Genomic DNA, 12,920 nt, shown 5'->3' on the forward strand with positions numbered 1-12,920 from the left:
CCTCCGTGCTGCGCATCGGCTGCCACCTGTCGATCGCCGGCGGCTTTCTCGGCATGGGCCGGGACGCGCTGGCGATCGGCGCCAACACCTTCCAGTTCTTCACCCGCAACCCGCGCGGCGGCAAGGCCAGGGACCTGGACCAAGCCGACCTCGACGCCTTCCTCGCGCTGGCCGGGGAAAACGGCCTCGGCCCGCTGCTGGCGCACGCGCCCTACACCCTGAACCCCTGCTCGGCCGATGCACAGACGCGGAGCTTTGCGCTGGAGACGATGCGCGACGACCTGCGGCGCATGGAGCGGCTGCCCGGCAACCTCTACAACTTCCACCCCGGCAGCCACGTCGGCCAGGGCGTGGAGGCCGGCATCGCGCTGATCGTCGAACAACTCAACGCGGTGCTGACGCCGGACCTGCGCACCACGGTGCTGCTCGAAACCATGGCCGGCAAGGGCAGCGAAGTGGGGCGCGAGTTCGGGGAGATCCGGCGCATCCTCGACGGCGTCGTGCTGCAGGAGAAAATGGGCGTCTGCCTCGACACCTGCCACCTGCATGACGCCGGCTACGACGTCGCCGGCGACCTCGACGGCGTGCTGGAGGAATTCGACCGGACGATCGGGCTCGACCGCCTGCGCGCCGTGCACCTCAACGACAGCATGAACCCGCGCGGCAGCCGCAAGGACCGCCACGCGCGCATCGGCCACGGCCAGCTCGGCGTGGAGGCGATCGCGCGGGTGATCAACCACCCGGCGCTGCGGCGGCTGCCCTTCGTGCTCGAAACGCCGAACGAGCTGCCCGGCTACGCCGGCGAGATCGCCCTGCTGCGCGGGCTTTACCGCCCGTGAGGCGGGCCCGCGCTCAGAATACTTTCAGCCCGTGCAGCAGCACCACCGCGATCAGCAGCGGCGTGAGGTAGCGCACCAGGAAGAAGACGCCCCGGACCAGCCCGTCGTTCTGCAGGCTGCCATGGTTGCCGAGCTGCTCCTGCAGGCGCGGCAGGCCGTACACCCAGCCGACGAACAGGCAGATCAGGATGCCGCCCAGCGGCAGCATGACGTCGGAGCTCAGGAAATCGTACAGGTCGAAGGCGTTCATGCCGAACACATTGACGCCGGCGGTCAGGCTCTGCGACAGCGCGGCCGGCATGCCGAAGAATGCGATGGCCAGGATGGTGAACAGCGACGCCCGCTTGCGCCCGCAGCCGAAGCGCTCGGACAGGATGGCCACCGGCACCTCCAGCAGCGACAGGATCGCGCCCACGCTGGCGATCGCGGTGAGCAGGAAAAAGATGGTCATGAACGCCGTGCCGCCGGGCATCGAGGCGAACACCGCCGGGATGGTCATGAACACCAGCGACGGGCCGGCGGCCGGCTCGAAGCCGAAGGCGAAGACGGCCGGAAAGATGGCGATGCCGGCGAGCAGCGACACCGACAGGTCGGCGAACATCACGCGCGTGGCGGTGGCGGGGATGTTCTGGTCCGCGCGGAAATAGCTGCCGTAGGTGAGCATGGTGCCCATGCCGATCGACAGCTTGAAGAACGCCAGGCCGAGCGCGGTGAGCACCACGGCGGGCGTGATCTTCGCCAGATCCGGGCTGAACAGGAAGGCCAGGCCGGGGCCGGCGGCGCCGGGCAGGGTCAGGCTGCGCGCGCACAGCACCAGCAGCAGGACGAACAGCAGCGGCATCAGCCGGCGCGTGACCGCCTCGATGCCCTTGGACACGCCGAGCATGATGATGCCGCCGGTCACGCCGAGCACCACCCATTGCCAGAGCAGCGAGGCCACCGGGTCGGAGACCAGCGCGCCGAAGGCCGCGCCCGCGGCTTTCGGGTCGGTGGTCGCGATCTCGCCGGTCATCGCCTTGAGCACGTAGGCGTACACCCAGCCCGCGACTTCGGAATAAAAGGCCATGATCAGCAGCGCCGACAGGGCGCCCATCCAGCCGATCACCTGCCAGCCGCCCTGCCCGCGCGGCGCCACCTGTTCGAAGGTGGAAATGGCGTCGGCGCGCGCCGCCCGCCCGAGCATGGTCTCGACGATCATCACCGGCAGGCCGACGAGCAGCGTGGCCAGCAGGTACACCAGCAGGAAGCCGGCGCCGCCGTTCATGCCCGTCAGCGACGGGAATTTCCAGATGTTGCCCAGCCCGACGGCCGAGCCGAGCGTGGCGAGCAGGACGCCGAAAGTGCTGGTGAAACCGTCGCGTACGGGTGGTGACATAGGCGCTGTTCCGTTCAAGAAAGTGCGCCAGTATGTCACCGATGGGTCACGGCAGGGCAAGGATTTCGATGCAGATCGGGTCCTCCCCGGCCGCCACCCGGCAGCGCTGCTCCGGACGGCCGGTGTCGGGGTCGATGGCATGGATCGCCAGCTGTCCGGACAGCTCCCCGGCGACCGCCAGCCAGCGTCCCGAGGGATCGACGGCCATGCCGCGCGGCTGCTCCTCCGCCGGGTAATGGCCGAACAGCGACAGTTGCCCGTTCTGCGCGTCCACCGCGAAGACGGCCAGCGTGCTGGAGCGCCGGTCGCTGGCGTAGAGGAAGGCACCGTCGGGCGTGGCGCGCAGTTCGGCGGCCCACGGCGCGCCGGTGAAGCCGTGCGGCATCATGCTCACCGATTGCTTGAGCTCCAGCGTGCCCGCGTCGGCGTCGAAGGCGAGCACGTCGATGCTGCCGTCGAGTTCGTTGAGGCAATGGACGTAGCGGTTGTCCGGCGAGAACACCAGATGGCGCGGGCCGCTGCCGGGGCGGACCAGGACCAGCGGCGGCAGGTTCGGCTCGATGCGACCGTCGGGATCGAGGCGGTAGACGCGGATCGCGTCCGCGCCGAGCGTCGGCACCAGCAGCCAGCGGCCGCTCCCGTCCGCCAGCACGGCGTGCGCGCGCGGCAGGCCGGTCTCGACCTGCGTCGCCGGCGCGGGACGTCCGTCCGGATCGAGCGGAAAGACGGCCAGCAGGTGGTCGCCGTAGGAGGCGACGAAAGCGTTCCGCACGGCGCCGTCGCAGCTCACGTAGACCGGCGCGCCGGGAGACGGCACGGCGCCGAGCAGGGCGAGCAGGCCGCTCGCCCGGTCGATCGAGCAGGTCAGCAGCGCGTTCTCCCCGCGCAGGCCGACCAGCAGCAGGCGGCCGTCCGGGCTGAGGCGCATCGGCAGCGGACTGCCCGGCACGGACAGGCGTTGCCGCAGCTCGGCGTCGCCGCTGCGCGTATCCAGGGCAAACACGGCGATCTCGCGGCTCGCGGCACACGAAACGTAGATGAAGGTCTGAGTCATGGCAGAAGTTCCCGGAACGGAGGAACTGCTAGTGTACGTAAATCCTCGGAATTGACCACGGAAGAATTGACCCGCCGTGTCGCAGCGGTCGAAACGACTTCCTGCGTCGTCATCCCGGTCGTCCATCGCAATGACGGAGAAAAAGATGAAGAAAACCTGTGTCAGCCTGATCGGCGCGCCGACCGACGTCGGCGCCGGCCTGGCCGGAACCCGCATGGGGCCGGAGGCGCTGCGCGTGGCGGGGATCGCCGAGGCCATCGCGCGCTTCGGCCTCGAAGTGCGCGATCGCGGCAACGTCGCCGGTCCGGCCAATCCGGGGCTGCCGGCGATCGGCGGCTTCCGCCATCTGGCCGAGGTCACCGCCTGGAACCGCGCCGTGCACGACGCGGTTTACGCGGAGCTCGGCGCGGACCGCCTGCCGATCCTGCTCGGCGGCGACCACTCGCTCTCCATCGGCTCGATCAGCGCGGTGGCCCGGCATTGCCGCGAGCACGGCAGGAAGCTGCGCGTGCTGTGGTTCGACGCCCATGCCGACTTCAACACCGCGGCGCTGACGCCTTCTGGCAACCTGCACGGCATGCCGGTCGCCAGCCTGTGCGGGCACGGCCCGCGCGAACTGGTGGACATGGCCGGCTTCATCCCCGCGCTCAACCCGAAGGACATCCGCCAGATCGGCATCCGCAGCGTCGATCCGGGCGAAAAGCGGCTGGTGCACGACGCCGGCATCGAGGTCTACGACATGCGCTACATCGACGAGATGGGCATGCGCCACGCCATGGAACTGGCGCTGGCGCTGGTCGCGCCCGACACGCACCTGCACGTCAGCCTGGACGTCGACTTCCTCGACCCCGACATCGCGCCGGGCGTCGGCACCACGGTGCGCGGCGGGCCGACCTACCGCGAGGCGCAGCTGTGCATGGAGATGGTCGCCGACACCGGCCGCCTGGCCTCGCTCGACGTGGTCGAGCTCAATCCGGCGCTCGACGTGCGCAACCGCACCGCTGAGCTGGCCGTGGACCTGATCGAGAGCCTGTTCGGCAAAAGCACCCTGATGCGCGGCGGCCAGGGCGCGCAGTAGCCGGAAGACGCACGGCCGCCGCGACGCGGCATGCGCAAAAGGATGCGCCCTTGCGGACGCGGCCGCATCAGCCGGCGGCCGCCAGCTCGCCGACCTCGGCCCAGGCTGCGTGCGGCTCCTCCGTCCGCGCGCCGAACACGGTCAGCCGGCCGAGCGCCTGGTGCAGCAGCACCGCCGGCGCGTTCGACGCGCGGGCACTGGCGCAGCGTGCCGACCTGCCGGAAGCCGAAGCGGTGTTCGTAAAAACGCACGTGGCGCGGATTGACCTCGATCACCGCGTCGCTGGCGCGGTAATGCTCGCGGCCGAACACCAGCGCCGCGTGGAACAGGGTGTCGAGCATGCGTCCGGAACTGAAGTCCGGATGCACGGCCAGCCGCGTGACTTCGCAGAGCACCCGCCCCTGGCGGCGCAGGCCGGCCAGTTCCGGCGCGTAGAGCCCGTCGGCCAGCAGGCCGCCCGGCGAGTCGCAGCCCAGGGTCAGCGTGGCGATCGCCTCGTCGCCCTGCCAGACGGCCAGGGTCGTGCGGTTCGGATCGTTCGGCGGGTAGGTCGAGGACTGCATGCTATAGCCGCGCCAGGCGTACATCCGGCGCACCAGGCGGTTGACCGCGCCCTGCTGCGACTGCGTGCGCGCCAGGCGGATGTCGTATCCGTCCGTCCGGCGGGGCGGCAGCAGCGCCCGGCAACACGCGGCGAGCTGGACCACCGTCCCCGCAAGAAAGCAGTCGGCCTGCGGACCGGACTGCGGCGTCGTTTCTCCCTTCATGATTCTTCTCGTTTTGAACACTTCAAGCGGCCATGCATGATGGCACAGAAAAGAAATTTCCGGCCCGTGCTTCCGGGCCTCCTTTGCCTCCGATTCGGGCGGGCGGCGTCAAACGACGCTCAATTGGCCGTCCCGCTCAACACGGTGGCGGCCGGTTCGGGCGCGCTCCTGGCCTTGGCGGCCGACGGCGCGGACAGCACGTTGATGTCGCCGCACAGCTCGCATCCCTCGTCCGCCACCAGCTTGCCGTAGCGGATCGTGCCGGTGACCCGGCCGGTCGAGTGGATGATCAGCTGCGAACGCGCGGTCAGTTCGCCTTCGAACGAGCCGTGGATCTCGGCGACGTCGATGCTGACCTTGCCGATGAAGGCGCCATGCTCGGCGATGCGGATCACGCGGCTGTCCATCGTCGCTTCGACGCGGCCTTCGACGACCAGCGTGTCGCAATCCAGGATTTCCGCGCCCTTGAGCTTCACGTCCGGCCCGACGATCAGGCGCGCGCCCAGGCCGGAATCGGCGTCCTTCTCGGCAGCGGCGCTCTCCTTCGGCGCCGGCGGCACCGGCGCGGGGGACGCGGCGGCAGGCGCTGGCGCGGCGGCGGGAGGCACGGGCACGTCCCGGGCAGGCACCGGCGGCCGGGCGGCCGTACTCTCGCCCATTCCGGCGGCGGGACGCGCCGCGGCCGACGATACCGGGCCGGATTCCCGGCGCGGCACGGGATCGTTGCGATTGAACAGGGTCGATTTGTTGAACACGGAGCTTCCTTCCTTGGGTGAATTCACAAACATCGATGCCTTTGAGCGATATCCGTGCCAGAAAAAATTTCTCCATAAAAACAAACGGCTGAAAAAAATGGCTGAAATCCGGGGAACGTTTTGCGCGGGATCGTGTCGCCGGGAGGCGACGCACATTCGTCATCAAGACAAAAACATCGTTAAATCAATCCATTAATCTGTCGCCAAATGGCGACAAGGCGATGGCGGGCAAAATTCCATCGCGTTGCGCCGTGCGCCGGGTCCGGGCGATCTGGTACGCTTCCATCGTTCTTCCCGCCACCGCATCCGCCCATTCCGCCCCGTTCCCGCCACCCTTCCCGTCCATGATCCGCATCTCTTTCCGCCAGAGCATGTCGGCCGGCCTGCTGCTGATCGTCGTCTTTCTCGGCTGGGCCGGGGCGCACGGCTGGTTCCTGCTCGAACATTTCGCCCGGCAGACGCGCGAGACCGGCGAACTGGCCGTGCAGGTCAGCACCTCGATCCAGGAACTGGCCGAGCGGACCATCGACCTCGAACGCAGCGCCCGCCAGTACGCGGTGCTGCACGACCGCGCCGTGCTGGACCGCTTCGGCGCCCAGGCCAGAAGCGCGCTGGCCGCGGCGGCACGGCTGGACGCGCTGGAATCCCGCCCGCTCGGCACCCTGCCCGGCGAGTGGAAGCATACGGTCGAGATGATCGACGCGGGCCTGCACGGGCCGGCACCGTTCGCCGAGCTGCCGGCGCTGCTCGGACGGCTCTCGGCGATCAACGGCGAACTCGAACAGCGCGGCCGCCGGCTGGTCGAGCGGCGGCAGGCCGAGGGCCTCGCCGAGCTGGACGAGGGCCGCCTGCGCTTCGGCACGCTGGTCGCGGCGAGCATCGCCGCCGCCTTCCTGGTGGCGCTGGCCATGGGCTGGTGGCTGTCGCGGCCGATCAGGGCCATCGAGAACGCCATCGAGCGCCTGGGCGAGAGCCGCTTCGACGAGCCGGTGCACGTGCGCGGGCCGTCCGACCTGGCCCAGGTGGGACGCCGGCTGGACTGGCTGCGCCTGCGCCTGAGCGAACTGGAGACCGAGCGGGAGCGCACGCTGCGGCACGTCTCGCACGAGCTGAAGACGCCGCTGACCGCGCTGCGCGAAGGCGTCGCCCTGCTGCAGGAGGAAATCGCCGGGCCGCTCGAAGGCACGCAGCGCGAGGTGGTGGATATCCTGGACGCCAACGCCCGCGCGCTGCAGAACCACATCGAGAGCCTGCTGCGGCTCAACGCCGTGTCGCTGGGCGCCCGCCGGCTGCACCGCCGGCCGGTCAGCCTGCGGCGGCTGTTCGACGACGTGGTGCAGGACCGGGAGTTGCAGATCCAGGCGCGCCGGCTCAAGGTGCTGAGCAATCCGCCGCCGGCCAGCGGGCTGCTGGACGGCGACAAGCTGCGCGTGGTCCTCGACAATCTGTTGTCGAACGCCGTCGATTTCAGCCCGGACGGGGGTACCATCCGGCTCGAAGGCCGCATCGAAGGAAACCGGCTGTACGTCGCCTGCATCGACCAGGGTCCCGGCGTCGCGGCCGAGGACGCCGAACGGATCTTCGCGCCGTTCGTGCAGGGGCAGCGCCCTCCGCCGGTCGAGCGGCAGGGCAGCGGCGTCGGCCTGTCCATCGTGCGCGAGCTGCTGGCCGTCATGGACGGCGAGATCCGGCTGCTGTCGGCCGGCAGCCCGGGCGCGCACTTCGAGATCGCCCTGCCCTGGACCCTTGCCCATTGAAGCCCACCGAGCCACCGCCATGACCCCATCGCTCCGCTTCCGCCCGTCTTTCCTGGCCGCCGTCGGCGCCTGCGGCCTGCTCGCGGCGTGCGCAACGCCGCCGCCGCCCGTCGCCGCCGCGGTCGAGCCGGAGGAGCCGCCGGAGCCGGTGGTCGCGCCGGCGCTGGTCAACGAAACGGCGATGCTGCCGCTGCTCGGCTATTACCATCTGCTGCAGCGCATGGCGCCGGCCGAGCTGGCGCGCGAACGGCAGACGCTGACGGCGATCCCGGTCTCCCCTTCGGTGCGGGTGCGCCTGGCCATGCTGCTCGGCATGCCGCGCACGGGCGCCGACCTGCCGCGCGCGGCGGCGCTGCTGGAGGCGGTGCTGCGCGCGCGCGAGCCGGAGGCGGCCAGCCTGCACCCGCTGGCCCGCCTGCTGGCCATCCAGTACCAGGAGCGGATGCGGCTCGAAGCGCAGGGCGAGCGCCTCGGCCAGCAGTTGAAGGATGCCCAGCGCCGGCGCGACGAGCTGCAGGAAAAGCGCGACGAACTGCAGGAGAAGCTCGACGCGCTGACCGACATCGAGCGCTCCATCCCGGTCCGCCCCAACGCCGGGAGGCCCGTGCCATGATCGGCGAGGCGTCCCGGCTGGCGCCGGCCCACGTGCTGGTGATCGACGACGATCCGGACCTGCTGCGCCTGCTGTCGATGCGCCTGCGTTCGTGGGGCATCCGCATCTCGACGGCGGCCTCCGCCGAGGAAGGCCTGTCGCGCATCGCCATCGAGACGCCGCAGCTGGTGATCAGCGACATCCGCCTGCCGGGCAAGGACGGCCTGACGCTGTTCAAGGAGCTGCACGCCACGCAGCCGACCCTGCCGGTGATCCTGATCACCGCGCACGGCACCATCCCCGACGCCGTGCAGGCCATGTCGCAAGGCGTTTTCGGCTACCTGACCAAGCCGTTCGACAGCAAGCTGCTGTACGAGAAGGTGCAGCAGGCGCTGCGCGTCTCGCCGATCGCCGGCGGCGCCTCGACCGGCTGCGAAGGCGACTGGCAGGACGGCATCGTTTACCGCAGCCGGCGCATGGCCGAGCTGATGGAGGAGGCCCGCGTGGTCGCCGCCACCGACGCCAGCGTGCTGATCCGCGGCGAGAGCGGCACCGGCAAGGAAGTGTTCGCCCGCGCCATCCACCGCGCCAGTCCGCGCTGCAAGGCGCCTTTCGTGGCCATCAACTGCGGCGCGATCCCGGAGCAGCTGCTCGAATCCGAGCTGTTCGGGCACGTGCGCGGCGCCTTCACCGGCGCCACCAGCGAGCACGGCGGCCTGTTCAAGGCGGCCGACGGCGGCACGCTGTTCCTCGACGAGATCGGCGATATGCCGCTGCCGCTGCAGGTCAAGCTGCTGCGCGTGCTGCAGGACCAGGCCGTGCGCCCGGTCGGGGCGACGCGCGCCGAGCCGGTGGACGTGCGCGTGCTCTCCGCCACCCACCGCGACCTGGAAGCCGCCATGGCCGACGGGCTGTTCCGCGAGGACCTGTACTACCGCCTGGACGTGGTCACCCTGACCCTGCCGCGGCTGGAGGAGCGCCGCGAGGATATTCCGCTGCTGGCCAACCACTTCATGCAGCAGCTGGTCAAGAAGTACGACAAGGGCATCACCGGCATCGCGCCGGACGCGCTCGAAGCCCTGTCCACGGCGGCCTGGCCGGGCAACGTGCGCCAGCTCTACAACGTCGTCGAGCAGTGCTGCGCGCTGGCCACCACGGCGCTGATCAGCCTGCCGCTGATCCAGCGCGCGCTGCGCATCCCGAGCATGGAGGCGCTGACCTACGCCGAGGCCAAGCAGCGCTTCGAACGCAACTACCTGATCGGGCTGCTCAAGCTCACCGAGGGCAACGTCGCCGACGCCGCGCGCATCGCCGACCGCAACCGCACCGAGTTCTACCGCCTGCTGCAGAAGTACGAGCTGACGCCCAGCCTGTTCCGCGGCAACGGCGAGGCCGACGACGACGCCGGCGGCCAGGGCGGCAGCCCGGCCTGAGCCGCCACCCTGCCGCGCGATTTCACAGTTGTTAACTTGCCGTGCGCGGGCGTCCCGGCGTAACGTACCCGCCACTCTTTCCGAATGGAGATTCGCCATGCGCAACAGCCTTCGCCGCCTGCTCGGCGCCGCACGTGTCTTCTGGCTGGCCGGACTGCTGGTCCTGGGCGCTCCGGCCATGGCCGCCGGGCTCGACGCGCTGTCCAGCGGCGACACGGCCGCGGGCCTCAAGGAGGCGCTCACGCGCGGCGCCGAAGCCGCCGTCGGACAGCTCGGCCAGAAGGACGGCTTCCTCGGCAACAAGCGCGTGCGGATTCCGCTGCCCGAGCCGCTCCAGTCGGCGGAGAAGGCGATGCGCGCCTTCGGCATGAAGAAGCAGGCCGAGGAACTCGTCGAGACGATGAACCGCGCCGCCGAGATGGCCGTGGTCGAGGCCAGGCCGATCCTGGTCAACGCGGTGAAGAGCATGAGCTTCGACGACGCGCGCGGCATCCTGACCGGCGGCGACGACGCGGCGACGCAGTACTTCAAGCGCACCACCTCGAACGACATCACCGCCAGATTCCTGCCGATCGTCAAGCAGGCCACCGCCAAGGTCGGCCTGGCCGGCCAGTACAACCAGTACGCCGGACAGGCGTCCAAGCTCGGCCTGATCGACAAGAAGAACGCCGACCTCGATTCCTACGTGACGAACAAGGCGATGGACGGCCTGTTCCTGATGATCGCCGACCAGGAGAAGGCCATCCGCAAGGACCCCGTGGGCACCGGCTCGGCGATGATCAAGAAGGTGTTCGGGGCGCTCAAGTAGGGGACGCCATGTTCAGGCGACTGCTCACGGGCATCCTTTCCGGCGTGCTGGCCGCGTTCCTGCCGGCCTGCGACAGCGTCAACCTCGACAAGCTCAAGCCCGGCGCCACCACCATGGCGCAGACCCGCGAGATCATGGGGCCGCCGACGATGGAATGGCAGGAGGTGGACGGCTCGGTCACCTGGGAGTATCCGCGCACGCCGAACGGCGTGGTCAACTACATGATCGACTTCGGGCCGGACAAGGTCCTGCGCGCGGTGCGGCAGGTGCTCACCGAAGCGAATTTCGCCCGCGTGCGGGAGGGCATGACCCGCGAGCAGGTCCGGCGCCTGCTCGGCCAGCCGGCCAGCGAGCAGTACTACCCGCTGAAGAAGGAATACGTCTGGGACTGGAAGACCAGGACCGAATCCGCCTACGACTATTTCTTCGACGTGTATTTCGACGAACAGGGCCGCGTCACCCGCACCGGCACCCATTTCAAGGCGCTGTCCGGCGGCTGAGCCGCCGCCGGCGCCCCCGTCAGCGCATCATCAACGGCCGGGCAGCACCTGCCAGCCGCCGCTCCGCGCCGAGGCGAAGATGCCCTCGATGATCCGCAGCGCGTCGCGCGATTCCTCGATCGGCCACGCGGGCACCGCGTCGCCGAGCAGCAGCCTGGAAAAGCGTTCGCCCTGCAGGGTGAACTGGTTGACCGCCTCGAAATCGAAGGTCGCCGTGGGAAAGGCGCCGACGCCCGAACTGTCGCCGAGCTCCAGGCGGCAGGCGGTCGGGCGCACCTGCGAATAGGGAAAGTCGAGCCGCAGCCAGCCGCGCGCGCAGAGGATCGACAGTTGCTGCTGCGAACCCCAGCCGTCGCCGCCGGACTGGGTGGCGACCGTGAAGGCGGCATGGCAGTCGCCGTAATCGAGCAGCGCGCTCGACAGGCGGTCGATGCCGAAGGCGGGATCGGTTTCCAGCGCGGCGACGACGCGCGACGGCGGGCGCCGGAAGATCATGTTGCAGGCGCAGACGGCGTACGAGCCGAGGTCGTACACGGCGCCGCCGCCCTCGGCCGGGTTGTTGCGGATGTCCTGCGGATCGAAGAACTGCTTGGCGAGCATGCCGTGCACCGCCCGCACCGGGCCGAGCGCGCCGCCCGCCAGGATTTCCCGGACCTTGGTCCACTGCGGATGATTGCGGAAGGCGAAGGCTTCCTCGACGTGCCTGCCCGTCCGGTCGCGCACGGCGCAGAGCTCCTCGATCTGGGCGGAGGTCATGCACAGCGGTTTTTCGCAGAGGACGTGCTTGCCGGCTTCGAGCGCGCGCACCGACCATTCGAAATGCAGGCGGTTGGGCAGCGGAATATAGACGGCGTCGATTTCCGGATCGGCCAGCAGCGCCTCGTAGCTGCCGTGGAGCTTGGGAATGTCCAGCTCGCGCGCCACGGCGCGGCCCTTGTCGAGGTCGCGCGAGGCGAGCGCGAGGAGCGTGGCGCTCGGCGCCGCCTTCAGGCCCGGCATCGAGAATTTCCTGGCGATGTTGGCCGCGCCGAGCACGCCCCAGTTGATGGTTTTCTGCATGATCGATTCCTTGGGATTCTTGGTTATGGATGGTGCGAAACGGTCGTGTCGTCCAGGCCGATGCGGCCGATGAACGGCAGCCGGAACCCCACGCTGTTGAGGTCGAGCCCGAAATTCAGCCCGAGGACGTTGATCTCGATGCCTTCCTGCACGCCGACGCTGGCGCCGAGCAGGCCGAGCAGGGAGAGCTGCACGCCGCTGCCCGAGGGCGACAGGCCCGCCGGATCGGCGAGCGGACGGTAGTCCTTGCCGATCGCGTTGGCCGGCAGGTCGAGCTTGAGCGCCGGCACCTGCCGCCCGATGTGGGCCAGGAAGGTGTTGCTGTTGGGCCCCGGATAGCTGCGGTAGGTATGCGCGTAGGGATAGCTTTTGATGGCCGCCTCGATCGCGTCGATCATGGCGTCGACGCCGTCCCCGCGATGATCGACCAGCAGCCGGGGCTGCGCGCCGTACCACAATCCGTCGGGCAGCGCGTAGTTGCGCTGGACCACGTCGCTGCCGCGCCAGCCGACCACGTCGTAGCGGGTGAAGGCGGTTTTTCCCGAGCGCTTGAAGATGATCCACGGATGCTGCGCGAACAGGCCGCGCCAGCCGTACGTCGCCGCCGAGTAGACCTGCACGATGGCGACGTCGGCCTCGCGCGCCGGATCGGGCGCGATTCCCGCCGAGTGGCGCGGCGCCGTGCGCCAGCTACGGGTTTCCGGCCCGCCGTCGCCCGACAGCGAGGCGTTGGCCAAGCTGAGGCCGAAAGACAGGCAGAGGATTGCCCAGAAGCCGAAGGTGACGCGCCTGATTCTCTTCATGACACTCTCGATGCTCGTGAGCGGAACGTGTCCGCTATCGTAGCGGAACGCGCGGCGGCGCGCATGCGGCCGCCACGCAACGGCGCCGCGCCGCAGCGAG

12 protein-coding genes and 1 pseudogene are annotated in these 12,920 nt (G+C 69.7%); 7 read left to right on the forward strand and 6 right to left on the reverse strand.

From position 1 onward, the window contains the following. Positions 1 to 5: 5 nt before the first annotated feature. Positions 6 to 839 carry a deoxyribonuclease IV gene (locus tag QM701_RS11030; protein ID WP_415167108.1) on the forward strand — a complete coding sequence of 278 codons (834 nt, stop codon included), beginning with the start codon at positions 6 to 8 and terminating at the stop codon, positions 837 to 839. Positions 840 to 852: 13 nt separating this feature from the next. On the opposite strand, the gene QM701_RS11035 is transcribed toward QM701_RS11030, so the two are convergent. Both QM701_RS11035 and QM701_RS11040 read right to left on the reverse strand, forming a co-directional pair. Continuing rightward, positions 853 to 2,214 (reverse strand): sodium-dependent transporter, encoded by a 1,362-nt coding sequence (locus QM701_RS11035; protein WP_415167109.1) that lies wholly within the window; start codon positions 2,212 to 2,214, stop codon positions 853 to 855. A 46-nt stretch (positions 2,215 to 2,260) separates the two neighbouring features. Beyond that, positions 2,261 to 3,268, reverse strand: a complete 1,008-nt coding sequence (locus QM701_RS11040; RefSeq protein WP_415167110.1) for a lactonase family protein — start codon at positions 3,266 to 3,268, stop codon at positions 2,261 to 2,263. A gap of 145 nt (positions 3,269 to 3,413) precedes the next feature. Between QM701_RS11040 and rocF the strand changes: the two genes are divergently transcribed. Then, positions 3,414 to 4,346 (forward strand): arginase, encoded by a 933-nt coding sequence (gene rocF, locus QM701_RS11045; RefSeq protein WP_415167111.1) that lies wholly within the window; start codon positions 3,414 to 3,416, stop codon positions 4,344 to 4,346. A gap of 194 nt (positions 4,347 to 4,540) precedes the next feature. Here rocF and QM701_RS11050 read toward each other — a convergent pair. Further along, positions 4,541 to 5,113 (reverse strand): annotated as a pseudogene (locus tag QM701_RS11050) (N-acyl amino acid synthase FeeM domain-containing protein); the annotation flags it as partial. Positions 5,114 to 5,232: 119 nt separating this feature from the next. After that, positions 5,233 to 5,868, reverse strand: coding sequence for a bactofilin family protein (locus tag QM701_RS11055; protein ID WP_415167112.1), 636 nt, complete (start codon positions 5,866 to 5,868; stop codon positions 5,233 to 5,235). 344 nt (positions 5,869 to 6,212) lie between these two features. Between QM701_RS11055 and QM701_RS11060 the strand changes: the two genes are divergently transcribed. The 5 genes from QM701_RS11060 (at position 6,213) to bamE (ending at position 10,958) form a co-directional block, all read left to right on the forward strand. Further along, on the forward strand, positions 6,213 to 7,625 hold the full coding sequence (locus QM701_RS11060; protein WP_415167113.1) for a sensor histidine kinase: 1,413 nt from the start codon (positions 6,213 to 6,215) through the stop codon (positions 7,623 to 7,625). A 19-nt stretch (positions 7,626 to 7,644) separates the two neighbouring features. Further along, positions 7,645 to 8,238, forward strand: coding sequence for a permease (locus QM701_RS11065; RefSeq protein ID WP_415167114.1), 594 nt, complete (start codon positions 7,645 to 7,647; stop codon positions 8,236 to 8,238). Next, positions 8,235 to 9,650 carry a sigma 54-interacting transcriptional regulator gene (locus tag QM701_RS11070; RefSeq protein WP_415167115.1) on the forward strand — a complete coding sequence of 472 codons (1,416 nt, stop codon included), beginning with the start codon at positions 8,235 to 8,237 and terminating at the stop codon, positions 9,648 to 9,650. The genes QM701_RS11065 and QM701_RS11070 overlap by 4 nt, the downstream gene beginning before the upstream one ends. 97 nt (positions 9,651 to 9,747) lie before the next feature. Further along, the gene (locus QM701_RS11075) at positions 9,748 to 10,458 is read left to right on the forward strand and encodes a DUF4197 domain-containing protein (protein ID WP_415167116.1); all 711 of its coding nucleotides are present in this window, start codon (positions 9,748 to 9,750) and stop codon (positions 10,456 to 10,458) included. A gap of 8 nt (positions 10,459 to 10,466) precedes the next feature. Further along, positions 10,467 to 10,958: an outer membrane protein assembly factor BamE gene (bamE, locus tag QM701_RS11080; protein WP_415167117.1), complete on the forward strand. Its 492-nt coding sequence runs from the start codon at positions 10,467 to 10,469 to the stop codon at positions 10,956 to 10,958. Between the two features lie 30 nt (positions 10,959 to 10,988). Here the strand turns inward: bamE and QM701_RS11085 are convergent, their stop codons facing one another. Both QM701_RS11085 and QM701_RS11090 read right to left on the reverse strand, forming a co-directional pair. Continuing rightward, entirely contained in the window at positions 10,989 to 12,017 is a 1,029-nt protein-coding gene (locus tag QM701_RS11085; RefSeq protein WP_415167118.1) for a Gfo/Idh/MocA family protein, read from the reverse strand. 23 nt (positions 12,018 to 12,040) lie between these two features. Next, positions 12,041 to 12,820: a DUF3750 domain-containing protein gene (locus QM701_RS11090; RefSeq protein ID WP_415167119.1), complete on the reverse strand. Its 780-nt coding sequence runs from the start codon at positions 12,818 to 12,820 to the stop codon at positions 12,041 to 12,043. Positions 12,821 to 12,920 lie beyond the last annotated feature (100 nt).

The sequence above is a fragment of the Propionivibrio sp. genome (assembly GCF_047602565.1).
Classification (GTDB): domain Bacteria; phylum Pseudomonadota; class Gammaproteobacteria; order Burkholderiales; family Rhodocyclaceae; genus Propionivibrio.